The organism is Pseudomonas serboccidentalis (genome assembly GCF_028830055.1).
Lineage (GTDB): Bacteria > Pseudomonadota > Gammaproteobacteria > Pseudomonadales > Pseudomonadaceae > Aquipseudomonas > Aquipseudomonas serboccidentalis.
Window position 1 is genome coordinate 2,275,173 of record NZ_CP101655.1, and the last position, 26,980, is coordinate 2,302,152.

At 60.7% G+C, this 26,980-nt stretch carries 21 protein-coding genes; 11 read left to right on the top strand and 10 right to left on the bottom strand.

The window, feature by feature from the left end; genetic code table 11:
* Positions 1-37: 37 nt before the first annotated feature.
* Entirely contained in the window at positions 38-733 is a 696-nt protein-coding gene (locus NN484_RS10555) for an HAD-IA family hydrolase (protein WP_274659057.1), read from the top strand.
* A 77-nt stretch (positions 734-810) separates the two neighbouring features.
* Here NN484_RS10555 and NN484_RS10560 read toward each other — a convergent pair whose 3' ends face one another.
* Positions 811-1,557: a 3-oxoacyl-ACP reductase family protein gene (locus NN484_RS10560; protein WP_274659058.1), complete on the bottom strand. Its 747-nt coding sequence runs from the start codon at positions 1,555-1,557 to the stop codon at positions 811-813.
* Between the two features lie 126 nt (positions 1,558-1,683).
* Between NN484_RS10560 and NN484_RS10565 the strand changes: the two genes are divergently transcribed.
* Positions 1,684-2,610, top strand: a complete 927-nt coding sequence (locus tag NN484_RS10565; protein ID WP_274659059.1) for a LysR family transcriptional regulator — start codon at positions 1,684-1,686, stop codon at positions 2,608-2,610.
* A gap of 131 nt (positions 2,611-2,741) precedes the next feature.
* Here NN484_RS10565 and NN484_RS10570 read toward each other — a convergent pair whose 3' ends face one another.
* The 3 genes from NN484_RS10570 to NN484_RS10580 all read right to left on the bottom strand — a co-directional run bounded on the left by NN484_RS10570 (position 2,742) and on the right by NN484_RS10580 (position 6,331).
* The gene (locus NN484_RS10570; RefSeq protein ID WP_127652001.1) at positions 2,742-3,470 is read right to left on the bottom strand and encodes an aspartate/glutamate racemase family protein; all 729 of its coding nucleotides are present in this window, start codon (positions 3,468-3,470) and stop codon (positions 2,742-2,744) included.
* Positions 3,471-3,524: 54 nt separating this feature from the next.
* Positions 3,525-5,063, bottom strand: coding sequence for an NCS1 family nucleobase:cation symporter-1 (locus NN484_RS10575; protein ID WP_274659060.1), 1,539 nt, complete (start codon positions 5,061-5,063; stop codon positions 3,525-3,527).
* A 527-nt stretch (positions 5,064-5,590) separates the two neighbouring features.
* On the bottom strand, positions 5,591-6,331 hold the full coding sequence (locus tag NN484_RS10580) for a phosphoadenylyl-sulfate reductase (protein WP_274659061.1): 741 nt from the start codon (positions 6,329-6,331) through the stop codon (positions 5,591-5,593).
* A gap of 163 nt (positions 6,332-6,494) precedes the next feature.
* Here NN484_RS10580 and thrH point away from each other — a divergent pair, with 163 nt between their 5' ends.
* Entirely contained in the window at positions 6,495-7,112 is a 618-nt protein-coding gene (thrH, locus tag NN484_RS10585) for a bifunctional phosphoserine phosphatase/homoserine phosphotransferase ThrH (protein ID WP_127652004.1), read from the top strand.
* 110 nt (positions 7,113-7,222) lie between these two features.
* Here thrH and pabB read toward each other — a convergent pair whose 3' ends face one another.
* From pabB to rloA, 4 genes are all read right to left on the bottom strand, one after another.
* Positions 7,223-8,566 carry an aminodeoxychorismate synthase component I gene (gene pabB, locus NN484_RS10590; RefSeq protein ID WP_274659062.1) on the bottom strand — a complete coding sequence of 448 codons (1,344 nt, stop codon included), beginning with the start codon at positions 8,564-8,566 and terminating at the stop codon, positions 7,223-7,225.
* 215 nt (positions 8,567-8,781) lie between these two features.
* Positions 8,782-9,768, bottom strand: coding sequence for an alpha-L-glutamate ligase-like protein (locus NN484_RS10595; protein ID WP_274659063.1), 987 nt, complete (start codon positions 9,766-9,768; stop codon positions 8,782-8,784).
* Positions 9,768-11,303: an osmotic stress tolerance membrane protein RloB gene (rloB, locus tag NN484_RS10600; RefSeq protein WP_274659064.1), complete on the bottom strand. Its 1,536-nt coding sequence runs from the start codon at positions 11,301-11,303 to the stop codon at positions 9,768-9,770. Before rloB ends, NN484_RS10595 begins: the two co-directional genes overlap by 1 nt.
* 5 nt (positions 11,304-11,308) lie before the next feature.
* Positions 11,309-11,845, bottom strand: a complete 537-nt coding sequence (rloA, locus tag NN484_RS10605) for a retropepsin-like aspartic peptidase RloA (protein ID WP_102357837.1) — start codon at positions 11,843-11,845, stop codon at positions 11,309-11,311.
* Positions 11,846-12,201: 356 nt separating this feature from the next.
* Here rloA and NN484_RS10610 point away from each other — a divergent pair, with 356 nt between their 5' ends.
* The 6 genes from NN484_RS10610 to prpD all read left to right on the top strand — a co-directional run bounded on the left by NN484_RS10610 (position 12,202) and on the right by prpD (position 20,825).
* Positions 12,202-12,924, top strand: a complete 723-nt coding sequence (locus tag NN484_RS10610; RefSeq protein WP_169432611.1) for a GntR family transcriptional regulator — start codon at positions 12,202-12,204, stop codon at positions 12,922-12,924.
* Positions 12,921-13,811, top strand: a complete 891-nt coding sequence (prpB, locus tag NN484_RS10615; protein WP_274659065.1) for a methylisocitrate lyase — start codon at positions 12,921-12,923, stop codon at positions 13,809-13,811. Before NN484_RS10610 ends, prpB begins: the two co-directional genes overlap by 4 nt.
* A 146-nt stretch (positions 13,812-13,957) precedes the next feature.
* Positions 13,958-15,085: a bifunctional 2-methylcitrate synthase/citrate synthase gene (gene prpC / locus NN484_RS10620; protein WP_274659066.1), complete on the top strand. Its 1,128-nt coding sequence runs from the start codon at positions 13,958-13,960 to the stop codon at positions 15,083-15,085.
* 198 nt (positions 15,086-15,283) lie between these two features.
* Positions 15,284-17,878: a Fe/S-dependent 2-methylisocitrate dehydratase AcnD gene (gene acnD, locus NN484_RS10625; RefSeq protein WP_127652009.1), complete on the top strand. Its 2,595-nt coding sequence runs from the start codon at positions 15,284-15,286 to the stop codon at positions 17,876-17,878.
* A 54-nt stretch (positions 17,879-17,932) separates the two neighbouring features.
* Positions 17,933-19,123 (top strand): 2-methylaconitate cis-trans isomerase PrpF, encoded by a 1,191-nt coding sequence (prpF, locus tag NN484_RS10630; RefSeq protein ID WP_274659067.1) that lies wholly within the window; start codon positions 17,933-17,935, stop codon positions 19,121-19,123.
* Positions 19,124-19,340: 217 nt separating this feature from the next.
* A complete protein-coding gene (gene prpD, locus NN484_RS10635) occupies positions 19,341-20,825 on the top strand; it encodes a 2-methylcitrate dehydratase (RefSeq protein ID WP_274659068.1) in 1,485 nt (494 codons plus the stop codon).
* Positions 20,826-20,910: 85 nt separating this feature from the next.
* On the opposite strand, the gene NN484_RS10640 is transcribed toward prpD, so the two are convergent.
* Positions 20,911-21,849, bottom strand: a complete 939-nt coding sequence (locus NN484_RS10640; protein WP_274659069.1) for a DMT family transporter — start codon at positions 21,847-21,849, stop codon at positions 20,911-20,913.
* A 91-nt stretch (positions 21,850-21,940) separates the two neighbouring features.
* Here NN484_RS10640 and NN484_RS10645 point away from each other — a divergent pair, with 91 nt between their 5' ends.
* The gene (locus NN484_RS10645) at positions 21,941-23,350 is read left to right on the top strand and encodes an aminotransferase-like domain-containing protein (protein WP_274659070.1); all 1,410 of its coding nucleotides are present in this window, start codon (positions 21,941-21,943) and stop codon (positions 23,348-23,350) included.
* Between the two features lie 96 nt (positions 23,351-23,446).
* Here NN484_RS10645 and ppsR read toward each other — a convergent pair whose 3' ends face one another.
* A complete protein-coding gene (gene ppsR, locus NN484_RS10650; RefSeq protein WP_127652014.1) occupies positions 23,447-24,265 on the bottom strand; it encodes a posphoenolpyruvate synthetase regulatory kinase/phosphorylase PpsR in 819 nt (272 codons plus the stop codon).
* Between the two features lie 332 nt (positions 24,266-24,597).
* Between ppsR and ppsA the strand changes: the two genes are divergently transcribed.
* The gene (ppsA, locus tag NN484_RS10655) at positions 24,598-26,973 is read left to right on the top strand and encodes a phosphoenolpyruvate synthase (RefSeq protein ID WP_127652015.1); all 2,376 of its coding nucleotides are present in this window, start codon (positions 24,598-24,600) and stop codon (positions 26,971-26,973) included.
* Positions 26,974-26,980: the final 7 nt, after the last annotated feature.

A 26,980-nucleotide genomic window follows, 5' to 3' on the forward strand; every position in this document is an offset into this window, starting at 1 on the left:
CGTGCTGCCTGGGATGTTTTTGATAACGGATCCGATGATGAATGCACCGATGAAGACGTTTGGCCCGATCAAGGCCGTGATTTTCGACATGGATGGTTTGTTGCTGGACACCGAAGGCATCTACACCGAGGTCACGTCGCTCATTGCCCAGCGTTACGGGCGGACTTTCGATTGGAGCGTTAAACAGAACATCATCGGGCGTGGCGCCAATGACCTGGCCAACTACGTGGTGCAGGCGCTGGACCTGCCGATCAGCGCCGAAGAGTTTCTGGTGATCCGCGAGCCGCTGATGCGCGAACGTTTTCCCAAGGCGCAGGCAATGCCGGGTGCGGAGGAGCTGATTCGCCACCTCAAGGCGCACAACATTCCGATCGCCGTGGGCACCAGTTCGTCGCGACAGTCGTTCGGCCAGAAAACCACCTTGCACCGCGACTGGTTTGCGCTGTTCGATTTCATCGTCACGGCGGACGACCCGGAAGTCGGCGCCGCCAAACCGGCGCCGGACATTTTCCTCACCGCCGCCCGGCGTCTGGGCGTCGCGCCTGAAGATTGTCTGGTGTTCGAGGATTCGCCGTTTGGCGTCACTGCGGCGAAAGCGGCGGGGATGACCGCCATCGCGATTCCCGACGCGGCCATGGCCGATGAAAAATACGCTCACGCCGACGGGATTCTGCGCACGCTCAAGGCGTTCACCCCGAGTGCCTGCGGTTTGCCGGCGCTGGAATGGGCCTGATCGCTCAATAAACACCATGAAAAAACGCCGCCCTCGGAACCGAGGCGCGGCGTTTTTTGTACCCGGGATTCAGCGCATCAGGCGCCGAAGCCACCGTCGATGGTCAGGCTGGCACCGGTGATGTAACCGGCTTCCGGGCCCACCAGGTAGGCGACGAAACCGGCGATTTCATCGGCAGTGCCGTAACGACCCACCGCCATCAGCGGGATCAGGCTTTCAGCGAAATCGCCATCGGCCGGGTTCATGTCGGTGTCGACCGGGCCGGGCTGCACGTTGTTGATGGTGATGCCGCGTGGGCCGAGATCCCGGGCCAGGCCCTTGGTCAGGCCGACCAGCGCCGATTTGCTCATCGCGTACACACCGCCGCCGCCGAAGGGCATGCGGTCGGCGTTGGTGCTGCCGATGTTGACGATGCGCGAGCCTTCGCCCATGTGCTTGGCGGCTTCCTGAGAAGCAATGAACACACTGCGCACGTTGATTGCCAGGGTCTGGTCGAAGTCTTCCAGTTTGAAATCTTCCAGTGGCGCGATGGCCAGCACACCGGCGTTGTTCACCAGAATATCGAGGCGGCCAAAGGCTTCGACAGTGGCGCTGACAGCGTTGCGGATCGCCGCTTCGTCAGCGCTGTCGGCTTTGATCGCCAGGGCTTTGCCGCCGTTGGCGGTGATGCTGTTTTGCAGTTCTTCGGCCTTGGCGGTGGAGCTGACGTAGGTGAACGCGACAGCGGCGCCTTCGGCAGCCAGACGTTTGACGATGGCGGCGCCGATGCCACGGGAACCGCCTTGAATCAGAGCGACTTTGCCGCTGAGGTGTTGAGTGGTCATGTTCGATCTCCAGGAAGTTGAAGGCGAGGTGCCTTGGTGTTGGAGCCGAGTATCGGCCTTGCATCGACAACCGTGTAGCCCATGATTGCTATAGTCTGTGTAAACCAAAAGTTTATAGTGGCGATCATGGAAACCTTCAGCAGTATCGAATGCTTCGTGCGCAGTGCCGAAGTCGGCAGCTTTGCCGAGGCGGCGCGGCGCTTGAGCCTGACACCCGCAGCCGTCGGCAAGAGTGTGGCGAAGCTCGAGGCGCGGCTCGGTGTACGGCTGTTCCAGCGTAGTACACGTAGCTTGACCCTGACCGAGGCCGGTCAGCTGTTTTTGAGTCAGGTCAGTAGCAGCCTGACGACGATTCAAAATGCTGTGGCCAATCTGGCCAGTGTCGAAGGATTGCCGGCGGGCACGCTGAAAGTCAGCATGGGCACGGTATTCGGGCGTTTGTACGTTGTGCCGTTGCTGGAAGAGTTTTTACGTCGGTTTCCGGCGATCAACCCTGACTGGCATTTTGATAACCGTCAGGTCGATTTAATTGGGCAGGGTTTCGATGCGGCGATTGGCGGGGGATTCGAATTGCCCCAAGGCGTCGTCGCACGCAAATTGGCACCCGCGCATCGAGTGTTGGTGGCATCTGCTGACTATCTGGAAAAACATGAGGCGATTGCCGAGCCGGATGACCTGCAATATCACGACGGCATCCTGATTCGTTCGCCGCAAACCGGTCGAGTACGTTCCTGGCAGTTGATCAGTAACGGCAGTCAGCTCTGTCAACCCTTGACCCTCAAGACGCGAATGACCATGAGCGACTCCGAAGCCGCCTGCGCCACAGCAGCACAAGGGCTGGGGGTTGCGCTGGTCAGCATGCCGTTTGCCGTGGGTTATCTCGAGGCGGGCACGTTGCAACGTGTGCTGCCGGATTGGTACGTCGATGACGGCAACATTTCGATCTACTACGCCGAGCACAAATTGCTGCCGGGCAAGACTCGGGCGTTTGTCGATTTTGTGATTGAGCAGTTTGCGGAGCGGGGGTTGGCTCGGCGGTTCAGTGCTTTCTGAGTTTGGCTTTTGACCGGGTTGCGGCCATCGCGAGCAGGCTCACTCCTACAGAGTTCGGTGTTGCTCACAGATTTCGGGTACGACACTAACCCTGTAGGAGCGAGCCTGCTCGCGATGAACGATAACGCGGTCTACCGGGCAAACCGCTCCGCCCAGCCGATGATCTGTTTCGGCCGTGGCGTCGCGTAAGTGCGCACCTTGGATGTCGACAACCGCAACCGCACCAGCGATTCGGCGATGGTCACCGCCGCCGTCACGCCATCGACCACCGGCACTCCGGTGCGGCGACGAATCTGTTCATCCAGCCCGGCCATGCCGCCGCAGCCGAGGCAAATCACCTCGGCCTTGTCCTGAGTCACCGCCAGTTCCGCTTGTTGCACGATGGCTTCCAGCGCCCGTTGCGGCTCGTGTTCCAGCTCCAGCACTGCCAGACCACTGGCCCGCACCGAAGCGCAGCGATCCCACAGACCCGAGAGTTTCAGCCGGTCTTCGATCAGCGGTACGGTGCGATCCAGCGTGGTCACTACCGAATAGGCGTGGCCGAGAAACATAGCGGTGCTCGCCGCCGCGTCGGTGATGTCCACCACCGGCACGTTCAGCAGTTCCTGCAAGCCTTCGCGGCCGTGTTCGCCGTAGCCGGCCTGAATCACCGCGTCGAACGGTTGATCGTAAGACATCACCCGGTCCATCACGGCGATGGCCGCCAGGTAACTTTCGAAATTGCCTTCCACCGAGTCGGCGCCGAAGAACGGCGTCAGACCAACAATCTCCGTGCCGGGTGAAGCGATCGCCTGCGCCGAGCGGGCGATGGCCTGGGTGATGGATTCGGTGGTGTTGACGTTGACCACAAGAATACGCATGAGAAGTCCTTATTGCGGGCAGTTCAGCGGCCCGAAACCCGGGCCGCGAGGAAATTAGTGGCTGACGTTGTCGACGGCGATGGCTTCGCCACTGACGTCGGCGTAGTGCGGCTGACGCTTGGCAATGATCAGGTAGAGCAGGGCGGCGATGCCGGCGCCCACCAGCCAGGAGAACGGCGAAATGCTGTGGAAGCCCGGCACCAGCGCCAGGACGATGGCGATCAGCGCCGCAGGAATGAACGCTGCCACGGCGCGGAAATTCACCCCGCGGCTGTAGTAATAAGCGCCGTTGGGATCTTCGCTGTACAACTGCGGGACGTGAATCCGGCCTTTGCGGATCAGCCAGTAGTCGACCATGATCACCCCGTACAACGGGCCGAGCAGGGCGCCGAGGCCGGACAGGAAGTACACGATCACCAGTGGGCTGTTGTAGAGGTTCCACGGCAGGATCAGCACGGCGATGGTCGCGCTGATCAGCCCGGCGCGGCGGAAGGTCAGGTACTTCGGCGCCAGGTTACTGAGCACGAAGGCCGGCGCGACGAAGTTGGCCATGATGTTCACTGCCACGGTGACGATCAGGAAGGCCAGGCAACCGAGCACCAGAAAGAACGTGTTGGGAATCGACGCAATGATTTCGGTCGGGCTTTCGATGATCCGCCCGTTGATCTGAAATTGCGCGCCGCACAACAGCACGGTGATGGCGGCGAACACCAGAATGTTCACCGGCAACCCCCAGAAATTACCGACCTTGATGGTCTTGCGGCACGGCGAAGAGCGCGCGAAGTCGCAGAAATTCAGGATCAGCGTGCCGTAGATCGCCAGCCACAGGGCGCCGCCGGCAAAGATGTTGCGCCACATCTCGCCGCCGGTCAGCGGTTCGCGGATCGACCAGGCGATGGTCGCGTTGGCCTGGGTGTACATCCACGCGGCGAGGGCGGCGACGGTCAGCAGAATCACCGGCCCGGCAAAGGCTTCGTAACGGCGGACCATCTCCATGCCGTACGCGAGGATCGCCAGTTGCACGAACCAGATCGCCACGAAACACACCCAGCCCAGGGTCGACAGGCCGAGGATCGAGTTGTGGTCGTACTCGGCGAAGCCGGGGTGGATCGCCGTCAACAGCACGCGAAACACCACCGATGCCAGGTACGTCTGTATCCCGAACCAGGCGATGGCGATCACCGCCCGGATCAACGCCGGAATCTGCGCGCCGTGGATGCCGAAACTGATCCGGCTGATCACCGGAAACGGCACCCCGGTTTTTTGCCCCATGTAGCCGGACAGGTTCATGAAGAAGTACACCAGCGCCGCGCCGATCCCCAGTGACAGCAGGATCTGCCAGCCTCCCAGGCCCAACGCATACAGACCGATGGCGAACGAGTAGTTGGCGATGTTGTGCACATCGTTGGTCCACAGGGCGAAGATGCTGTATTTGCCCCAGCGCCGACCTTCGGTCCGGGTCGGTGCCAGGTCGCTGTTGTGCAGACGGGGGCTCAGTTGTAACGGTTCGGTCAGGCCATCGTGGGGCAAGGGCTGGTCGAGGGCAGAGGCGGGCAGATTCAGCGCGATGTTGTTGGAGAGGCTTGTACGCATTCCGGCAGGCTCCTGATGGGCGGGGCCGCGATGACTGTGCATGAGCCCGGGGCTCGACAAATCTTCGTCGCGGCCAGCAAACATCACTGGTTACGGGGCATCTGCAGCCTGTACGGGATAGGGCGCTTCAGGCTTGCGGATCGAAAGTGTCAGGTCATGTTTTGCGGTTTTGTATACAAAACATGTATGCACTAAAGCCAGATCTGTGCCAGATGCTGATCTATGTGCAGCCGGGCTCATTTCGAAAAGTTATCGATGAGGGCTAAGCTTTTGAAAACAGATGGTTATAAATTGACCGATTGAACAGCTATTTATTTTTTGCGGGAGATTTTGGCGAATGCCGAAAGGAAGGGACGTTCAGAAGGGATGTAACTTTTCAGGGCGAGCAAACAAAAAAGTGCACACATAAATGGCACTGATGGTGACATTCGTGTGTACACATTCTTGAAGATCAGAAGATCGCAGCCTGCGGCAGCTCCTACATGGGAATGCGTTCTCCTGTAGGAGCTGCCGCAGGCTGCGATCTTTTAGCTGTTGGACTTGCTGATGATATTCCCCGCATGCAACCCACATTCTTTCTGCGTCGCTTCTTCCCACCACCAGCGGCCTTCGCGCTCGTGCTGGTTCGGCAGGACCGGGCGGGTGCACGGTTCGCAGCCGATGCTGATGAAGCCGCGTTCATGCAGGCTGTTGTATGGCAGCTCAAGCATGCGGATGTAGCCCCAGATCTCTTCGCTGGTCATTTGCGCCAGCGGGTTGAACTTGTACAGGGTGCGTTCCGGGGTGGAGAACGCGGTGTCGATTTCCAGCACCGCCACGGCGCTGCGGGTGCCTGGGCTCTGGTCGCGGCGCTGGCCGGTGGCCCAGGCTTTGACGCCAGACAATTTGCGGCGCAGCGGTTCGATCTTGCGGATGCCGCAGCATTCGCCATGGCCGTCCTTGTAGAAGCTGAACAGGCCTTTTTCCTTCACGAACGGTTCCAGTTTCGTGTAGTCCGGTGAGACGATTTCGATATCGATCTTGTAGTGCTCGCGCACTTGCTCGATGAAACGATAGGTCTCCGGGTGCAGCCGGCCTGTGTCGAGGCTGAACACCTTGACGTTCTTGTTCAGCTTCCAGGCCATGTCCACCAGCACCACATCCTCGGCGCCGCTGAAAGATATCCACAGCTCATCGCCGAACTCGGCAAACGCGAGCTTCAGGATGTCCTGCGCGGATTTGTTGGCATAGGTCGTGGCGAGTTCCACGACATCGAACGTTGGGCTCATCAGGGCGGCTTCCTACAGGTCGGTGGCGCTGGGCGCTCTATATGGCGGCGATGTTAACAAAAAGCAGCGGGGTACGGGGTGCCCGCTGCGTTGCGCCGTTGCCGGGGAGTCGCTAGAGTTCGGGCTCGCTCGACTCAATAATCAATACAAACGGGAGTGTCTTGTGGAAATTGCTTGCCTGGATCTTGAAGGGGTACTGGTACCGGAAATCTGGATCGCCTTCGCCGAAAAAACCGGAATCGACTCCCTCAAGGCCACCACCCGGGACATTCCCGATTACGACGTGCTGATGAAGCAGCGTCTGCGCATCCTCGACGAGCATGGCCTGAAGCTCTCGGACATTCAGGAAGTGATCGCTACGCTCAAGCCGCTGGACGGCGCAGTGGAGTTTGTCGACTGGCTGCGCGAACGCTTCCAGGTGGTGATTCTCTCGGACACCTTCTACGAGTTCTCCCAGCCGCTGATGCGGCAACTGGGCTTCCCGACCTTGCTCTGCCATCGCCTGATCACTGACGACAGCGGGCGGGTGACCAGCTATCAGTTGCGTCAGAAAGATCCCAAGCGTCAGTCGGTCCTGTCGTTCAAGAGCCTGTACTACCGGGTGATTGCGGCGGGGGATTCGTATAACGACACGAGCATGCTGGGCGAGGCGGATGCGGGGATTCTGTTCCATGCGCCGGAGAATGTGATCCGTGAGTTCCCGCAGTTCCCGGCGGTGCACACGTTTGCCGAGTTGAAGCAGGAATTCATCAAGGCCTCGAACCGCGACCTGAGCCTGTAAACCCAATCCCTGTAGGAGCTGCCGAAGGCTGCGATCTTTTGATCTGGTTTTTTAAGATCAAGATCAAAAGATCGCAGCCTTCGGCAGCGCCTACACAGGATTGTGGTGGTCTAGAGGTTTTGCAGGGTGTCGAGCAGGACTTTGACCTTGGTAATCGACTCCTGATACTCCGCCTGCCAGTCCGAGTCGGCCACGATCCCGCCACCGCCCCAGCAACACACCTGGCCATCCTTGACCAGCAGACTGCGAATGGCGATGGAGCTGTCCATCTCGCCGCGTACGTCCAGGTACAGCAACGAGCCGCAATACAAACCGCGCCGGGTCGGCTCCAGCTCGTCGATGATCTGCATCGCACGAATCTTCGGCGCGCCGGTGATCGAGCCGCCGGGGAAGCTGCCGGCGATCAGGTCCAGGGCATCGCGGTCATCCGCCAGTTCACCGGTCACGCTGCTGACCAAGTGATGCACGTTGGGATAGCTTTCCAGACTGAACAACTCCGGCACCCGCACCGAGCCGATGCGGCAGGTGCGGCCGAGGTCGTTGCGCAGCAGGTCGACTATCATCAGGTTTTCCGCGCGATCCTTGGGGCTGGCCAGCAGTTCGGCAGCGTTGGCCGCGTCTTCGGCAGGCGTCAGACCACGGGGGCGCGTGCCTTTGATCGGGCGGGTTTCCACTTGGCGCTCGCTGACTTTGACGAAACGCTCCGGCGACAAACTCAACACCGCGCCGCCGTCGGGCAGGCTCTGGAAGCCGGAAAACGGCGTCGGGCAGGCTGCGCGCAACGCGCAATAGGCCAGCCACGGATCGCCCTGACACGGTGCGCGGAAACGCTGGGCGAAGTTGACCTGATAGCAGTCGCCGGCCTGGATGTATTGATGAATGCGCTCCAGCGCCTGGCGATAGTCATCGGCCGACAGGTCGGCGGTCATCGGCGTGTTCAGCTTGAACGGCGTCAGCGTCGCCGCGGACGGTTGGCTGAACAGAGCGATCAGCCGTTGCCGCTCGCTGTCGGCCATCGATGGGTGAAACACCAATTGGCTGGTGGCGGTCTGGTGATCGCTGATCAGCGCCCAGTCATACAGGCCGAATCGCGCATCGGGCAGTTGCAGATCGTCCCGGGCCTGGCTCGGCAGGGTTTCCAGATGCCGGCCGAAGTCGTAGCTCAGATAGCCGATCAGGCCGCCGGCGAAGGGCAGGTCATATTCCACAGGCAGCTGCGCTTCGCCCAGGCGGGTCAGATTATTGCGCAGACGTTGCAGGAAAACGCTGCCGCTTTCGTCGGGCAACACCGCCAGATGCTCCAGCGGCCAGGCGCTGAGCAGGTCATAACGACCACGGTTGGCACTCGGCCGGCCGCTGTCGAGCAGCACGGCACCGGGCGCATGGCGGATGGCCGCAAAGTAGTCGGCGGGGTTGGCGCGGTAGGGCAGCGGGTGTACGGAACAGGTCAACATGGGCGGGGCAGATCGGCCATTGAGGCGGGGTGGGGATTGTAGTCCTCTGCGGGAGTTGCTCCTAGAGGGGATGTCGGGGATGAGCAGATTGGGGGCCGGGTTGAGTCTTGTGGTGGCGGTAAGTCCGCTATCGCGAGCAGGCTCACTCCTACAATTTGGAATGCGTTCCCCTGTAGGAGTGAGCCTGCTCGCGATGGCCGCGATGCAGTTCCGGATCAGCCCTCGACCGGCGGAATATGCCCAAACATCTCCTGGGTAAACGCCACCCGTTCCTCAACCGACTCCGTCACCCCACGCGCCTTCAGGTCTTCCAGATGCGCCTCGACCGCGTGCGTGCGCTGAGTCAGCCCGCAATCGTTGGCAATCTGGATATTCAGCCCCGGCCGTGCATTCAGCTCCAGAATCAGCGGGCCTTTCTCCTGGTCCAGCACCATGTCCACACCGATATAACCCAGCCCGCACAGCTCGTAGCAGCCAGCGGCGAGTTTCATGAAACCGTCCCAGTAGGGCAGTTGCACGCCGTCCACCGCGTTGGTGGTGTCGGGGTGTTTGTTGATGATGTTGTTCAGCCAGGTGCCGCGCAGGGTCAGGCCGGTGGCGAGGTCGACACCGACGCCGATGGCGCCCTGGTGCAGGTTGGCCTTGCCGCCGGACTGGCGGGTCGGCAGGCGCAGCATGGCCATCACCGGGTAACCCATCAGCACGATGATGCGGATGTCCGGCACGCCTTCGTAGCTGATGCTCTTGAAGATCTGGTCCGGGGTCACCCGGTATTCGATCAGCGCGCGGTCGCGGTGACCGCCCAGCGAGTACAGGCCGGTGAGGATGCTGGAGATGTGGTGCTCCAGCTCTTCATGGGCGAGGATCTTGCCCGACACCGTGCGATAGCGGCCTTCGAAGCGGTCGGCGATCACGATGATGCCGTCACCGCCAGCGCCCTGGGCCGGTTTGATCACGAAATCGTTATGCCCACCGATGATCGCGTCGAGCTTGTCGATTTCCTTCTCCGTGGAAATCACGCCATACAGCTCCGGCACATGAATACCGGCGGCGATCGCGCGCTCCTTGGTGATGATCTTGTCATCGACGATCGGGTACAGGCTGCGCTTGTTGTACTTGAGCACGTAGTCGGCGTTCCGCCGATTGATGCCCATGATGCCCCGGGCTTCCAGGGCCTTCCAGGTCTTCCAGAAACCGAACATCAGGCGTCAGCCTTCTTCAGGAAAGCCTTGAAGCGCACCAGCTCGGTCAGGCGGTAGCCGCGATAACGACCCATTGCCAGCATGAAACCCACCAGAATCAGCAGGATCGCCGGGAAGGTGAAGACGAAGTACACCAGTTCCGGCACGGTCATGATCAAGTGCGCCAGCGAGGCGGCGAACAGCGTGCCGATCGCCACTTTCAGCGCATGGCTGGCGCCACGTTCTTCCCAGGTGATCGACAGGCGTTCGATGGTCATGGTCAGAATCACCATCGGGAACAGCGCCACCGACAAGCCGCGCTCCAGACCAAGCTTGTGACTGAACAGGCTGATCGCCGCGATCAGCACCACCACGAACGTCAGCACCACCGAGAGGCGCGGCAGCATCTGCAGCTTCAGGTGTTCCAGATACGAGCGTAATGACAGGCCCAGCGCGGTGATCACGGTAAACAGCAGGATGCCGAAGCCCAACTGCGTTTCGCGGAAGGCGAGGGCGATCAGTACCGGGGTGAACGTGCCGAGGGTCTGCAGGCCGACCAGGTTGCGCAGGATCAGGATCACCAGCACGCCGATCGGGATCATCACCATGATCATGAACGTCTGCTGGGTCTGCAGCGGCAGGCCGTACAGCGAGTATTCGAGGAAGTTGGCGTCGGTGTTTTCGTCGGTCAGCTTGGCCAGACGAATCGCGTTCATCTCGCTGTTGTTCAGGCTGAAGGTCACGTTGGCTTTCTTGCCGCCGTCGACGGTGATCAGGTTTTCATCACCGGTCCACCACAGCAGGCGGTCGGTCGGCAGGCCTTGTTCACCGGTTTCCGGGTTGAAGTACAGCCAGTCGTTGCCGTTGAAGCTGCGCAGCCACAGTTCCGGGGTTTGCGGCTGATCGGCGACGAGGCGGATGGTGTGGACCTTTTCCACCGGTACGTGGGCGATGGACAGCAACAGTTCGACGATCTTCGCCTTGTGCGGCGTCGACGGGTCGCCGGCCAGCAGCAGTTTGACGTTGTCGTCGTTGACGTTATTGACGCGTTTGATCGCCTCGCCAATGAAGGTCTCGACATCGGCCGAGTGCTGGCGGATCGGTGCGAGCAGGGCTTCGGCGGCGATTTTTTCCGGGCCTTCGATGGCGATGCTGTCGCGGAAGGTCGGACCTTTGATCTTGGTTTTTTCCGCGGTGTAACGCTTGGTCAGCACCAGACGGTAATAAAGGGTCTGGTTGCCCTTGGCCCGGCGCGCCGACCAGGTGACCTTGCGGTTGCCGTCGACGCGGTTGACCGCCACACCGTAGTTATTGGAGATGAAGCTTTCGTTGAGGCTGACGTAGTCGCGGCTCAGGGGCGGCACGAACATCTGGATCTTCACCGGATCCTTGGTGCTGGCGACGAACTCGACTTTGGCGTCGATGTTCCACAGGTCGTCGGTGGCGTCTTCGGTCACCGGGATGCCGAGCACGAAAATCTGATAGGCCGTAACCGAAACGCCCAGGAGCACCAGAATGGTGATCAGGATTTTCAGGTGGAAGGTTAGAGAACGCATGGAAATTACTCGGCGGTATGAGCGGCGATGGTGCAGGCGGGTTTGCCTGCAGCGTATTTAAGACTGGGGTCGACCAGCGCGTCGAAGCGTTTCAGGGCTTCGGAGCCGATCAAAAGCGGGTATTGGAACGCACTACGGTCGGTCAGGTTCACTTCGATGCTGCGTAACGCCGAACCCATGCAGATGTCCAGCTCGATCACCGGGCGGGCCGTGTACTTCTTGCCTTCTTCCGGGTCGTAGTCGCCGGCGCGGCGTTTGATCTTGCTGACCCGGGCCAGTGGCCGTTCGATCGGGTGCGAGTGCGCGGCGTCGATCGCCAGATAAAAGCGCACCCACGACTCGCCGTTACGTTTGAAGCGTTTGATGTCGCGGGCACTCAGCGAGGCGGTTTTGGCGCCCGTGTCGAGTTTGGCCGCGACTTGCAGATTGATGCCATCAAGCGATGCATATTCGTTGAGGCCGTACACGGTTTTTTCCCCCGCGGCAGCCAGGCCGGGCAGGCAAAACAGAGCGAAAAATGTGGGGAAGGGCTTGAGTCTCATAAATCCTGGTGCGCAGCGTTCCGTTCTCGGTTCAGGTTCCTGGCAAAACTTGCGCAAGCGCCTTCGTGTGCCTATCAGCTTTTTATGACAAGCCGTGCAAATGGCCAGCAAATGCGGGCGGCATTCTAGCACGGTGGTTTTATGGCGCCAGCGCTCACGCCGGTCTATAAAAGCTCAAAAGATCGCAGCCTGCGGCAACTCCTGCATTGGATTCATGTGCACTCTGTAGGAGCTGCCGCAGGCTGCGATCTTTTCCGGTTATTAGACGATTGTCGACAATACCTATTTATCCTTTGACTGATGCGGGTGAATTGGCTAGTTTTTGCCGCATTTGATTTAAAGGTGTCGACAATATGCTGGATCAACTCGATCCCCCGGTCATCAGCGGCGACGATTCCGAGACGCTCTCGGAAAACGTCTTCCGGCGCATTCAGGCGGCCATCGTCAAAGGCGAGATCGCCCCGGGCAGCAAGATCTCCGAGCCCGAGCTGGCACGCACCTACGGCATCAGTCGCGGACCGCTGCGCGAGGCCATTCATCGGCTCGAAGGCCAGCGCCTGCTGGTGCGCGTACCGCATGTCGGCGCGCGGGTGGTGTCACTCAGCCACGCCGAGCTGCTCGAACTCTACGAAATCCGTGAATCCCTCGAAGGCATGGCTTGCCGTCTGGCGGCCGAACGCATGAGCGTCGAAGAAATCGACGAACTGCGTCGAGTGCTGGAAACCCATGAGCGCGACGCAGCGTTTCAGGCCGGCGTCGGCTACTACCAGCAGGAAGGCGATTTCGACTTTCATTACCGGATCATCCAGGGCAGCGGTAACCGCACCCTGACCCAGATGCTCTGCGGCGAGCTGTACCAACTGGTGCGCATGTACCGCATCCAGTTTTCCACCACGCCCAACCGGCCACGCCAGGCCTTTGCCGAACACCACCGGATTCTCGATGCCATCGCCGACCGTGACGGTGAACTCGCGGAATTGTTGATGCGCCGCCACATCGGCGCCTCGAAACGCAACATCGCCCGTCACTACCAGGACGGCGCCGACAATAAGACAGCCACTGAACGAGGTGAGTCATGAGTTCCAAGCAGAACACTCCAGGCCAGCGTTTCCGCGATGCGGTCGCCAGCGAGCATCCATTGCAGGTGGTCGGCGCGATCAACGCCAACCACGCGCTGCTGGCCAAGCGCGCCGGTTTCAAGGCGATCTACCTGTCCGGTGGCGGGGTGGCCGCAGGCTCCCTCGGCGTGCCGGACCTGGGCATCACCGGCCTGGATGACGTGCTGACCGACGTGCGCCGCATCACCGACGTCTGCGACCTGCCGCTGCTGGTGGACGTCGACACCGGCTTCGGTTCGTCGGCGTTCAACGTGGCGCGCACCGTGAAGTCGATGATCAAGTTCGGCGCGGCGGCGATCCACATCGAAGACCAGGTCGGCGCCAAGCGGTGCGGCCACCGTCCGAACAAAGAGATCGTCAGCCAGCAGGAAATGGTCGACCGCATCAAGGCTGCAGTCGATGCCCGTACCGACGACAGTTTCGTGATCATGGCGCGCACCGACGCGCTGGCCGTCGAAGGTCTGGAATCGGCCCTGGATCGCGCCGCCGCGTGCATCGAGGCCGGCGCCGACATGATCTTCCCGGAAGCCATCACCGAGCTTGAGATGTACAAGCTGTTCGCCAACCGCGTGAAGGCGCCGATCCTCGCCAACATCACCGAGTTCGGTGCGACGCCGCTGTACACCACCGAGCAGCTTGCGGGAGCGGATGTGTCGCTGGTGCTGTACCCGCTGTCGGCGTTTCGCGCGATGAACAAGGCGGCGGAAAACGTCTACACCGCGATCCGCCGCGACGGCACGCAGCAGAATGTCATCGACACCATGCAGACTCGCATGGAGCTTTACGATCGCATCGACTACCACACGTTCGAGCAGAAGCTCGATGCGTTGTTTGCGGCGAAAAAATAAAGGCGAAGATCAAAAGATCGCAGCCTCGTTTCACTCGACAGCTCCTACAGGAACGCGGTCGATGTAGGAGCTGCCGAAGGCTGCGATCTTTTGCCAACAACACCGTAATTGCAGATTCCCTAACAAATTCAAGATTGGAGACAGCAATGGCCGAAGCAAAAGTACTCAGTGGCGCCGGGCTCCGGGGCCAGGTTGCCGGGCAAACCGCACTGTCCACCGTGGGCCAGGCCGGTGCCGGGCTGACCTATCGCGGCTATGACGTGCGCGAACTGGCAGCCGATGCGCAATTTGAAGAAGTGGCTTACCTGCTGCTGTACGGCGAACTGCCAACGAAAGCGCAACTCGACGAATACCAAGGCAAACTGAGCAAGCTGCGCGACCTGCCGCAAGCGCTGAAGGAAGTGCTCGAACGCATCCCCGCTGACGCTCACCCGATGGACGTGATGCGCACCGGTTGCTCGTTCCTTGGCAACATCGAGCCGGAGAAAGACTTCTCCGAACAACGCGACAAGACCGACCGTCTGCTCGCCGCGTTCCCGGCGATCATGTGCTACTGGTATCGCTTCAGCCACGACGGCAAACGCATCAATTGCGTGAGCGACGAGCCCACCATCGGCGGCCACTTCCTGCACCTGCTGCATGACAAGAAGCCGAGCGAACTGCACGTCAAAGTGATGAACGTGTCGCTGATTCTTTACGCCGAGCACGAATTCAACGCCTCGACCTTCACCGCTCGGGTGTGTGCTTCGACCCTGTCCGACCTGTATTCCTGCGTCACGGCGGCCATCGGTTCGCTGCGTGGCCCATTGCACGGCGGCGCCAACGAAGCCGCGATGGAAATGATCGAGCGCTTCTCATCGCCGGAAGAGGCGATCAAAGGCACCCTCGGCATGCTCGAGCGCAAAGACAAAATCATGGGCTTCGGCCACGCGATCTATAAGGACAGCGATCCGCGTAACGAGGTGATCAAGGGCTGGTCGAAAAAACTCGCTGACGAAGTCGGAGACACGGTGTTGTTCCCGGTCTCCGAGGCCATCGACAAGACCATGTGGGAGCAGAAGAAACTGTTCCCTAATGCCGACTTCTACCATGCCTCGGCCTACCACTTCATGGGCATCCCGACCAAGCTGTTCACTCCGATCTTCGTCTGCTCGCGCCTGACCGGCTGGGCCGCGCACGTGTTCGAACAGCGCGCCAACAACCGCATCATCCGTCCAAGCGCCGAGTACATCGGCGTTGAACAGCGCAAGTTCGTGCCAATCGAACGTCGCTGAAATGGTGGGCTGACCCGATCCTGGAAAACACCGCAAATCCCTGTAGGAGCTGCCGAAGGCTGCGATCTTTTGATCTTGATCTTAAAAACAAAAATCAAAAGATCGCAGCCTTCGGCAGCTCCTACAGGGGAGGGGTGATTTTCGAGGTCGGTGTCTGACCCCACCCTTTGCAACCACCGTGACCCGAGTCCTGACCCGATGAACACAGAATTCCGCAAAAACCTGCCCGGCAGCTCCCTGGATTACTTCGACGTCCGTGCGGCGGTCGAGGCGATTCAGCCCGGCAGCTACGACACCCTGCCGTACACCTCCCGCGTGCTGGCGGAAAACCTCGTGCGTCGCTGTGACCCGGCCACGCTCACCGATTCGCTGAAACAACTGATCGAGCGCAAACGCGACCTCGACTTCCCGTGGTTCCCGGCCCGTGTGGTGTGCCACGACATTCTCGGCCAGACCGCACTGGTCGACCTCGCCGGCCTGCGTGACGCGATTGCCCAGCAGGGTGGTGACCCGGCGCAGGTCAACCCGGTGGTGCCGACGCAACTGATCGTAGACCACTCGCTGGCGGTGGAAGCGGGCGGTTTCGACAAGCAGGCGTTCGAGAAGAACCGCGCCATCGAAGACCGTCGCAACGAAGACCGTTTCCACTTCATCAACTGGACCAAAAAGGCCTTCAAGAACGTCGACGTGATCCCGCCGGGCAACGGCATCATGCACCAGATCAACCTGGAGAAAATGTCTCCGGTGATCCAGGTGCGCGACGGCGTGGCGTTCCCTGACACTTGCGTCGGCACCGACAGCCACACCCCGCACGTCGATGCGCTGGGTGTGATCGCCATCGGCGTCGGTGGTCTCGAAGCCGAGAGCGTGATGCTCGGCCGTGCCTCGTGGATGCGCCTGCCGGAAAGCGTTGGTGTCGAACTGACCGGCAAGCTGCAACCGGGCATCACCGCCACCGACATGGTGCTGGCGCTGACCGAATACCTGCGCAAACAGAAAGTCGTCGGCGCGTGGCTGGAGTTTTTCGGCGAGGGTGCGGCCGCGCTGACCCTCGGCGACCGTGCGACCATCTCCAACATGGCCCCGGAATACGGCGCCACGGCGGCGATGTTCTACATCGACCAGCAGACCATCGACTACCTCAAACTCACCGGTCGCGAAGACCAGCAAGTGCAGCTTGTCGAGCAGTACGCCAAGCTCAACGGTCTGTGGGCCGACAGCCTGAAAGGCGCGCAATACGAGCGCGGCCTGACGTTCGACCTGTCGTCGGTGGTGCGTAACATGGCCGGTCCGAGCAACCCGCACGCCCGCGTGGCGGTGTCGGATCTGGCGGCCAAAGGCATCTCCGGGCAGTGGGATGACGTGCCGGGGCAAATGCCTGACGGCGCAGTGATCATCGCCGCCATCACCAGTTGCACCAACACCAGCAACCCGCGCAACGTGATCGCCGCCGGCCTGTTGGCGCGTAACGCCAACAAGCTCGGCCTGACGCGCAAACCGTGGGTCAAATCCTCGCTGGCGCCGGGCTCGAAAACCGTCGCGCTGTACCTCGACGAAGCGGGGCTGACCACTGAGCTGGAGCAGCTCGGTTTTGGCGTCGTCGCGTTCGCCTGCACCACCTGCAACGGCATGTCCGGCGCGCTGGATCCGGTGATCCAGCAAGAGATTATCGACCGCGATCTGTATGCGACTGCCGTGCTCTCGGGCAACCGCAACTTCGACGGCCGCATTCACCCGTACGCCAAGCAGGCGTTCCTCGCCTCGCCGCCATTGGTGGTCGCGTACGCCATTGCCGGCACCATCCGTTTCGACATCGAGAAGGATGTGCTGGGCGTGGTCGACGGCAAGGAAATCCGCCTGAAAGACATCTGGCCGAGCGATGAAGAAATCGACGCGGTGGTGAAGTCGTCGGTCAAGCCGGAGCAGTTCCGTCAGGTCTACATTCCGATGTTCGCCGTCCACGAAGACACCGGCCCGAAAGTCACGCCGCTGTACGACTGGCGCGAGATGAGCACCTACATCCGCCGTCCGCCGTACTGGGAAGGCGCGCTGGCTGGGGCGCGTCCGCTCAAGGGCATGCGCCCGCTGGCGGTGCTGCCGGACAACATCACCACCGATCACCTGTCGCCCTCGAACGCGATCATGCTCGACAGCGCCGCCGGCGAATACCTGGCGAAAATGGGCCTGCCGGAAGAGGACTTCAACTCGTACGCCACGCACCGTGGCGACCACCTGACCGCGCAGCGCGCGACCTTCGCCAACCCGAAACTGTTCAACGAAATGGTTCAGGAAAACGGCAAGGTCAAGCAGGGCTCGCTGGCCCGGGTCGAGCCGGAAGGCAAAGTGATGCGCATGTGGGAAGCCATCGAAACCTACATGGAGCGCAAGCAGCCGCTGATCATCATCGCCGGCGCCGACTACGGTCAGGGTTCGTCCCGCGACTGGGCAGCCAAGGGCGTGCGTCTGGCGGGTGTCGAAGCGATCGTCGCCGAAGGGTTCGAGCGCATCCACCGCACCAACCTGGTGGGCATGGGCGTGTTGCCACTGGAATTCAAACCGGGCACCGACCGCCACACCCTGGCCATCGACGGCAGCGAAACCTACGACGTGATCGGCGCCCGCACACCGCGTGCCGACCTGACGCTGGTGATCCATCGCAAGAACGGCGAGCGCCTCGAGGTGCCGGTGACCTGCCGTCTCGATACCGCTGAAGAAGTGTCGATCTACGAGGCCGGCGGCGTGTTGCAGCGCTTCGCCCAGGACTTCCTCGAAGAGGCGGCGGTTGCCGTTTAAATCAACTGATGTGGGCATGGGGTTTCAGGCCCCGTGCCTTCGGTAAGGAGCATCATGGCTCACGCACCACAGATTAAAATCCCCGCCACCTACATGCGCGGCGGCACCAGCAAAGGCGTGTTTTTCAGCCTGCAGGATTTGCCCGAAGTCGCGCAGGTTCCCGGCCCGGCCCGCGATGCCTTGCTGCTGCGGGTGATCGGCAGCCCCGACCCGTACGACAAACAGATCGACGGCATGGGCGGCGCCACCTCCAGCACCAGCAAAACCGTGATCCTGTCGAAAAGCATCAAGGCCGATCACGACGTCGATTACCTGTTTGGTCAGGTGTCCATCGACAAGCCGTTCGTGGACTGGAGCGGCAACTGCGGCAACCTCTCGGCAGCGGTGGGTTCGTTCGCCATCAGCAATGGTCTGGTCGATGCCAGCCGCATTCCGTACAACGGCGTGGCGGTGGTGCGCGTGTGGCAAGCCAACATTGGCAAGACCATCATCGCCCACGTGCCGATCACCAACGGCGAAGTGCAGGAAACCGGCGACTTCGAACTCGACGGCGTGACCTTTCCGGCGGCTGAAGTGCAAGTCGAATTCATGGACCCGGCGGCGGAAGAAGAGGGCGGCGGTGGCTCGATGTTCCCCACCGGCAACCTGATCGATCAGCTGGAAGTGCCGGGTGTCGGCACGTTCCAGGCGACCATGATCAATGCCGGGATCCCGACGATTTTCGTCAACGCCGAAGACATCGGCTACACCGGTACCGAGCTGCAAAGTGCGATCAACAGCGATCCGAAAGCGCTGCAGATGTTCGAAACCATCCGCGCCCACGGTGCGCTGCGCATGGGCCTGATCTCGAATCTGGATGACGCGGCCAAGCGTCAGCACACGCCGAAAGTCGCGTTCGTCGCCAAGCCTGCGGACTACGTCGCGTCCAGCGGCAAGGCGATTGCGGCCAGTGACGTCGACCTGCTGGTGCGTGCACTGTCGATGGGCAAGTTGCACCACGCGATGATGGGCACGGCGGCGGTGGCGATTGGCACGGCGGCGGCGATTTCCGGGACGCTGGTGAATCTCGCAGCGGGTGGCGTTGAACGCAATGCCGTGCGCTTCGGCCATCCGTCCGGGACCTTGCGCGTCGGTGCCGAAGCCAGTCTGGAAAACGGTGAATGGGTGGTGAAGAAAGCCATCATGAGCCGCAGTGCGCGGGTGCTCATGGAAGGCTACGTCCGCATCCCCGGCGACGCCTTCTGACCCAACACCGAGCAAGCCCGCTCCCACGCTGGATCAGTGCAACCCGAGATCCCCCTGTAGGAGCTGCCGAAGGCTGCGATCTTTTGATTTTGTTTTTGAAGATCAGGATCAAAAGATCGCAGCCTTCGGCAGCTCCTACAGGGAGTGCATTCAATAATAAAAAATTGCCAGCCTGAACCGAGGTCCCATCAACGAACACTGCAAGAGTGAATCGAACATGAGCGCCAACGTCGACCTGAACAACCGCCCCGACTACGACCGTGTCCTGCAGGACATCGCCGATTACGTCCTCACCTTCAAAATCGAATCTGCCGAAGCCCTCGACACTGCCCGCAACTGCCTGATGGACACCCTCGGCTGTGGCCTGCTGGCGCTGCGTTTTCCCGAATGCACCAAACACCTTGGCCCGCTCGTCGAAGGCACCGTCGTGCCGTTCGGCGCGCGGGTGCCCGGCACGTCGTATCGCCTCGACCCGGTGAAAGCCGCGTGGGACATCGGCTGCATCGTGCGCTGGCTCGATTACAACGACACCTGGCTCGCCGCCGAGTGGGGGCATCCGTCGGACAACCTCGGCGCAATTCTCGCGGTAGCCGATCACCTGTCGCAGAAACGCATCGCCAGCGGTGAAGCACCGCTGACGGTGCGCGACGTGCTCGAAGCGATGATCATGGCCCACGAGATTCAAGGTGTGATTGCCCTGGAAAACTCTTTCAACCGCGTCGGCCTCGATCACGTCCTGCTGGTGAAAGTCGCTTCGACTGCGGTCACCGCGAAGCTGATGGGCGCCAATCGCGAGCAACTGTTGTCGGCGCTGTCCCATGCGTTTGCCGATGGTCAGGCGCTGCGCACCTATCGCCACGCGCCGAACGCCGGGTCGCGCAAATCCTGGGCGGCGGGGGATGCGACCAGTCGCGGTGTGCGTCTGGCCGACATCGCCTTGCGCGGCGAGATGGGCATTCCCGGGGTACTGACGGCCAAACAGTGGGGCTTCTATGATGTGTCGTTCAGCCACACCAATAACGATCTGGCGCTCAAGCCTGAGAACAAACGCGCCTTCAGCTTCTCGCGGCCCTACGGCAGTTATGTGATGGAAAACGTGCTGTTCAAGATCAGCTTTCCCGCAGAATTCCACGTGCAAACAGCCTGCGAGGCGGCGGTCACATTGCACCCGCTGGTGCGCAATCGGCTGCATGACATCGACCGCATCGTCATCACCACCCACGAGTCGGCGATTCGCATCATTTCCAAGGTCGGGCCGCTGGCCAACGCTGCCGACCGCGACCATTGCATTCAGTACATGACGGCGGTGCCACTGGCATTCGGCAATCTGGTGGCCGAGCAGTACGAGGACGACTTCCACGCCGCGCACCCGATCATCGATGTGCTGCGCGAGAAAATGGTCATTGTCGAGGAGCCGCGTTTTACCCGTGAATACCTCGAGGCCGACAAGCGCTCGATTGCCAATGCCGTGCAGGTGTTTTTCAAGGACGGTTCCAGCACCGAAAACGTGGTGGTCGAATACCCGATCGGCCACCGTCGCCGTCGCGCCGAAGGCATTCCGTTACTGGAAGACAAGTTCAAGGCCAACCTGGCGACGCGTTTCACGGGCCAGCGCAGCAACCAGATCTTCACGTTGTGCAAGGATCAGGCGCGGCTTGAATCTACTCCCGTAAATCGCTTCATCGACCTGTTCGTCATTTGACGCCAAACCCTGTAGGAGCTGCCGCAGGCTGCGATCTTTTGATTTTTTGAGATCAACATCAAAAGATCGCAGCCTGCGGCAGCTCCTACACGGATGGTTTGCGCCATTTTTCGATGGGCAATTTGGTGATCGCAAAACCGCTCAACAAAATCGCCGAATAGATCATCAGTTCCCGGGACAAGGTTTGCCCCTCGTACCAGGCGCCGATGATCACGGCGAACACCGGGAAAATGATAAACACGAACGACAGAATGATCGGGCTCAGGCGTTTGAGCAGTAAAAAGTAAACGATGAATCCGCCCACCGATGCCACCAGTCCGAGGTAGAACAGTGCGCCCCAGGACCGCGCGGTGACGTCCTTGAAGACCGGTGTTTCTAGATTCAATCCGACAATAAATAACATCAGTCCGGCAATGCCGATCGGCAGGGTGTTGTAGGTGATCACACTGATCGCGCTGCCGTGTTTCTTGGTCACCACGTAGCACAGCGCGTGCATGATCGCCGCACCCAGAATCGCCAGCACACCGAGCCATTCCGCCTGGTCCAGATGCAGGCCCTGGCTGCGAATGATCATGAACAGACTGGCGAAACCGATGGCGATGCCGAGCATCTGCGAGAGGTAGATTTTCTCGCGCAGAAACAGCGCGGAAAACATCAGGATGAACACCGGCATGCAACTGAACAGCAGCGCTGTCAGCCCTGACGAAACATGCAGTTCGCCGTAGTTGAGCAGGTAGTACGGCAGGCTGAAATACGACAGCGTGACAAACACGAAAAACCAGCGGCTCTGGCGTGGGAACAGCAGCGGCTCCTTGCGCAGCACGGCGAAGCTCAGGAACAGCGGAAAGGCAATCAGAAAGCGCAGGCCTGCGGCGGTCAGCGGCGGAATGCTTTCCACGGCAATCTTGATCCCCAGCCACGTGGTGCCCCAGCTCAGGCAGACAATCAGAAACAGCGTGCAGGTGAGTAATCCGGCAAGCCAGGGTTTGCTGGCGTTCAATGGCGTGCTGATGGCAGTCGACATGCTTTGTGCTCCGCAGCAGAGGAATTGACCTCGTGGGTGAAAAGGGCTATCCCTGATTGAACCTGTTTTCAGCACGCTATTCGGGGTGGCAATGACTGTCAAAGTAAGTATTGCCATGGTGTCAATCCTGCGTGACGGCCTCGCCAATGGCGTCGGCGTGAAGTACAAGCGCTTGGCGGATGCGGTGGAAAAAGCCATTGCCGAAGGCGTGATTGGCGCCGGAGCGAAGCTGCCGCCGCACCGGTTGTTGGCCGACAGCCTGGGGGTGACCATCGGCACCATCAGTCGAGCCTATGGCGAATTGGAACGGGTCGGTTTGGTCGTCGCGCGCGTAGGAGACGGCACTTTCGTGCGTCAGCGCGGGATGGAACGGTCGCGGGACAAGGGCTTTCGCAATGTCAGCGATGAGCCGCGTGCCTGTTTCGACATGAGTCGGAATCAGCCGATTCCCGGACAGGAAAGCGCGTTCATGAGCCTGACGCTGCAGACGCTGGCTAACGATTCGCACAGCCTGCAGCAGCTGACGGGCTACACCGCCGAAAGCGGTTTGCCCCGGCATCGGCAGGCGGGTGCTTACTGGCTGAGCCATGGGGCATTTCAGGTGGATGCCGATCAGGTGCTGTGCGTCAACGGTGGTCAGCACGGGCTGCTGTGCGCCTTGATGGGCTTGCTCAAGGCCGGTGACACCGTGGTCACCGAGCATCTTTCCTACCCGGGTTTGATCAGCGTCGCACGCCAACTCGGGATCAAGCTTATCGGTGTCGCCATGGATGCCGAAGGCTTGTTGCCAGCGGCGCTTGAGGACGTCTGCCGACAGCATCGGGTGTCTGCGTTGTACTGCACGCCAACCCTGCAGAATCCTACCGCGGCGGTGATGTCGGTCCCGCGCCGCGAAGCCATTGGCGAAATCTGCCGGCAATACAATCTGCTGATTTTCGAGGACGAGGCACATGCGTTGCTGGATAGTCAGCGGCCGTTGCCCCTGAGCGCGTTTGCTGCGGAGCGGTCGGTGCTGATCGGGAGTTTGAGCAAAGCGGTTTCAGCCGGACTGCGTGTCGGTTATCTGCACGCGCCGCACGCATTGCTCGGGCGCTTGAGTTCAGCCATTCGCGGGACGTGCTGGATGGCCAATCCGTTGGCAATGGAGGTGGCGTGCCGCTGGATCGAAAGTGGCATTGCCACACAACTGCTCAACGAGCAAATCAGTGAAATTGGCCGGCGCAAGGCGTTGGTCAGCACGACGCTGAAAGACCTGGCGTACAGGACACACGTCCACAGTCCGCACTTCTGGATCGAAGTGCCGGAGTTGTGGCGCGCGTCGCAAATTGCTGCGGAGCTGAAAGAAAACAACTATCTGGTCGCCACCGCCGAGGCCTTTGCGGTCGGACATGCGGCAGTGCCGCAGTTCATTCGGGCGAGTGTGTGCAATTCGGTGGGGGATGACCGGTTGTTGCTGGGCGGGTTTGAAGCGCTGGCGCGGGCATTGACCGAGACCGTGTGATCGTTCTTCGCGAGCAGGCTCGCTCCTACAGGGGAATGCATTTCAAATTGTAGGAGTGAGCCTGCTCGCGATAGCGGTGTTGCAGATATCCGGAAGCTACTTGAAACGCCGCTCCACGCCTTTCTCCACCAATATTTTCGCCGAAATCTCTTCCACCGAAAAATGCGTGGAGTTGATGTGCGGGATGTTCTCGCGGCGGAACAGGTTTTCCACTTCGCGCACTTCGAACTCGCACTGGGCGTAACTCGAATAGCGGCTGTTGGGCTTGCGCTCGTTACGGATCGCGGTGAGGCGGTCCGGGTCGATGGTCAGGCCGAACAGCTTGTGCTGATGGGCGCGCAGGGCGGTCGGCAGGGTCAGGCGTTCCATGTCTTCTTCGGTCAGCGGGTAGTTGGCCGCGCGGATGCCGAATTGCATCGCCATGTACAGACACGTCGGCGTCTTACCACAACGCGACACGCCCACTAGTATCAGGTCGGCCTTGTCGTAATAGTGGGTGCGCGCGCCGTCGTCGTTGTCGAGGGCGAAGTTCACGGCCTCGATGCGCTCCATGTAATTGGAGTTGTGCCCGATCGAATGCGACTTGCCGACGGTGTAGGAAGAATGCTCGGTCAGTTCCTGTTCGAGCGGGGCCAGGAAGGTCGAGAAAATGTCGATCATGAAACCATTGGACGTTGCGAGAATCTCACGAATGTCCTGATTGACGATGGTGTCGAAGATAATCGGACGCAAGCCGTCGGTTTCAGCGGCTTTGTTGATTTGTTGTACCATGGCCCGCGCTTTGTCCGCGTTGTCGATGTACGGCCGCGTGAGCTTGGTGAAGGTAATGTTTTCGAACTGCGCCAGAAGGCTTTGACCCAGGGTTTCGGCGGTAATGCCGGTGCCATCGGAGATAAAGAAAGCAGATCGTTTCATTTGCACCTTGGGCCTTAAGTGAGTGTCCTGTGTTGCATATGCATGCCGATGTGGCGGCGCCTGTTGTCGCCATACTACGTTGCCGCTCCTCGCCATAGCCAGCTATGACTTGTCGCGGCGCCTTGTCTGGCAACAACAGTCACTCGCCACATCGGCATACCTATGCAACACAGGACACTTATAAGCATTCTTGGATATGATAGGCGCGATTTGCCGGCCGCCATTGGCCCGCATTCTCACTTATTTTCCAGGTCCAGGCCATACAACCGGCCAACGCTCCCCCGAGCTGCCGGTTTCTGAGCTTTTCCAACACAGTTAGTGGAGAGATCACCTTGGTAGAGTACGTAGTTTCCCTCGATAAGCTCGGCAAACACGATGTTGAGCATGTGGGGGGCAAGAACGCATCCCTGGGCGAGATGATCAGCAACCTGGCAGGTGCCGGTGTGTCGGTCCCCGGCGGCTTTGCCACCACCGCGCAGGCCTATCGCGACTTTCTCGAACTGAGCGGCCTCAACGACCAGATCCACAAGGCTCTCGACGCCCTGGACGTCGATGACGTCAATGCGCTGGCCAAGACCGGCGCGCAGATTCGTCAATGGATCATGGAAGCCGAATTCCCTGAAAAACTGAATACCGAGATCCGCACCGCGTTCGCCGCGCTGTCGGCCGGTAACCCTGACGTGGCCGTGGCCGTGCGTTCCTCGGCAACCGCCGAAGACTTGCCGGACGCATCGTTTGCCGGCCAGCAGGAAACCTTCCTGAACATCCGTGGTGTGGAAAACGTTATCCGCGCCGCCAAAGAGGTGTTCGCCTCTCTGTTCAACGACCGTGCGATTTCCTACCGCGTGCACCAGGGCTTCGACCACAAACTGGTCGCACTGTCGGCTGGCGTGCAGCGCATGGTGCGTTCGGAAACCGGCACCGCCGGCGTAATGTTCACCCTCGATACCGAATCCGGTTTCCGTGACGTGGTGTTCATCACCGGCGCCTACGGTCTGGGCGAAACCGTCGTACAAGGCGCGGTCAACCCGGACGAATTCTACGTGCACAAGGGCACCCTGGAGGCCGGTCGTCCGGCGATCCTGCGGCGCAACCTGGGCAGTAAAGCGATCAAGATGATCTACGGCGACGAGGCCAAGGCCGGTCGTTCCGTGAAAACCGTCGATGTCGACAAGGCTGAACGCGCGCGTTTCTGCCTGACCGACGCCGAAGTCAGCGAGCTGGCCAAGCAGGCGATGATCATCGAGAAGCACTATGGCTGCCCGATGGACATCGAGTGGGCCAAGGACGGTGACGACGGCAAGCTGTACATCGTGCAGGCCCGTCCGGAAACCGTGAAGAGCCGCACCCAGGCCAACGTCATGGAACGTTACCTGTTGAAAGAAACCGGCACCGTGCTGGTGGAAGGTCGCGCCATCGGCCAGCGCATCGGCGCCGGCAAGGTACGCATCATCAAAGACGTGTCCGAGATGGACAAAGTCCAGCCAGGCGACGTACTGGTCTCCGACATGACCGACCCGGACTGGGAACCGGTGATGAAGCGCGCCAGTGCCATCGTCACCAACCGTGGCGGCCGTACCTGCCACGCGGCGATCATCGCCCGTGAACTGGGGATTCCGGCGGTTGTGGGTTGCGGCAACGCCACTCAACTGCTCAAAGATGGTCAGGGCGTGACCGTGTCCTGCGCCGAAGGCGACACCGGTTACATCTTCGAAGGCGAGCTGGGCTTCGACGTCAAGAAGAACTCCGTGGACGCCATGCCGGAGCTGCCGTTCAAGATCATGATGAACGTCGGCAACCCGGACCGCGCGTTCGACTTCGCGCAACTGCCGAACGCCGGTGTGGGCCTGGCCCGTCTGGAATTCATCATCAACCGCATGATCGGCGTGCACCCCAAGGCACTGCTGAACTACGACGGCCTGCCGCAGGAAATCAAGGACAGCGTCGACAAGCGCATCGCCGGTTACGACGATCCGGTCGGCTTCTACGTCGAAAAACTGGTGGAAGGCATCAGCACCCTCGCTGCAGCGTTCTGGCCGAAGAAGGTCATCGTGCGTCTGTCGGACTTCAAGTCCAACGAATACGCCAACCTGATCGGCGGCAAGCTGTACGAGCCGGAAGAAGAAAATCCGATGCTGGGCTTCCGTGGTGCGTCGCGTTACATCAGCGAATCGTTCCGTGACTGCTTCGAGCTCGAGTGCCGCGCACTGAAGCGCGTGCGCAACGAGATGGGCCTGACCAACGTCGAAATCATGGTGCCGTTCGTCCGTACCCTCGGCGAAGCCAGCCAGGTGGTCGATCTGCTCGCCGAAAACGGCCTGGCCCGTGGCGACAACGGCCTGCGCGTGATCATGATGTGCGAACTGCCATCCAACGCGATTCTCGCTGAAGAATTCCTCGAATTCTTCGACGGCTTCTCGATCGGTTCCAACGACCTGACCCAGTTGACCCTGGGCCTGGACCGTGACTCCGGGATCATCGCGCACCTGTTCGATGAGCGTAATCCGGCGGTCAAGAAGCTGCTGGCGAACGCGATTGCCGCGTGCAACAAGGCCGGCAAGTACATCGGCATCTGCGGTCAGGGCCCTTCGGACCATCCGGATCTGGCCAAGTGGCTGATGGAGCAGGGCATCGAAAGCGTGTCGCTGAACCCGGATTCCGTGCTGGAAACCTGGTTCTTCCTGGCGGAAGGCCAGGCACAGGCTTGATAAGTAT

Coding starts and splice junctions, on each gene's coding strand:
- NN484_RS10555 (WP_274659057.1), top strand. CDS start 38: ATGAATGCACCGATGAAGACGTTTGGCCCGATCAAGGCCGTGATTTTC.
- NN484_RS10560 (WP_274659058.1), bottom strand. CDS start 1,557: ATGACCACTCAACACCTCAGCGGCAAAGTCGCTCTGATTCAAGGCGGT.
- NN484_RS10565 (WP_274659059.1), top strand. CDS start 1,684: ATGGAAACCTTCAGCAGTATCGAATGCTTCGTGCGCAGTGCCGAAGTC.
- NN484_RS10570 (WP_127652001.1), bottom strand. CDS start 3,470: ATGCGTATTCTTGTGGTCAACGTCAACACCACCGAATCCATCACCCAG.
- NN484_RS10575 (WP_274659060.1), bottom strand. CDS start 5,063: ATGCGTACAAGCCTCTCCAACAACATCGCGCTGAATCTGCCCGCCTCT.
- NN484_RS10580 (WP_274659061.1), bottom strand. CDS start 6,331: ATGAGCCCAACGTTCGATGTCGTGGAACTCGCCACGACCTATGCCAAC.
- pabB (WP_274659062.1), bottom strand. CDS start 8,566: ATGTTGACCTGTTCCGTACACCCGCTGCCCTACCGCGCCAACCCCGCC.
- NN484_RS10595 (WP_274659063.1), bottom strand. CDS start 9,768: ATGTTCGGTTTCTGGAAGACCTGGAAGGCCCTGGAAGCCCGGGGCATC.
- rloB (WP_274659064.1), bottom strand. CDS start 11,303: ATGCGTTCTCTAACCTTCCACCTGAAAATCCTGATCACCATTCTGGTG.
- rloA (WP_102357837.1), bottom strand. CDS start 11,845: ATGAGACTCAAGCCCTTCCCCACATTTTTCGCTCTGTTTTGCCTGCCC.
- prpB (WP_274659065.1), top strand. CDS start 12,921: ATGAGTTCCAAGCAGAACACTCCAGGCCAGCGTTTCCGCGATGCGGTC.
- prpC (WP_274659066.1), top strand. CDS start 13,958: ATGGCCGAAGCAAAAGTACTCAGTGGCGCCGGGCTCCGGGGCCAGGTT.
- acnD (WP_127652009.1), top strand. CDS start 15,284: ATGAACACAGAATTCCGCAAAAACCTGCCCGGCAGCTCCCTGGATTAC.
- prpF (WP_274659067.1), top strand. CDS start 17,933: ATGGCTCACGCACCACAGATTAAAATCCCCGCCACCTACATGCGCGGC.
- prpD (WP_274659068.1), top strand. CDS start 19,341: ATGAGCGCCAACGTCGACCTGAACAACCGCCCCGACTACGACCGTGTC.
- NN484_RS10640 (WP_274659069.1), bottom strand. CDS start 21,849: ATGTCGACTGCCATCAGCACGCCATTGAACGCCAGCAAACCCTGGCTT.
- NN484_RS10645 (WP_274659070.1), top strand. CDS start 21,941: ATGACTGTCAAAGTAAGTATTGCCATGGTGTCAATCCTGCGTGACGGC.
- ppsR (WP_127652014.1), bottom strand. CDS start 24,265: ATGAAACGATCTGCTTTCTTTATCTCCGATGGCACCGGCATTACCGCC.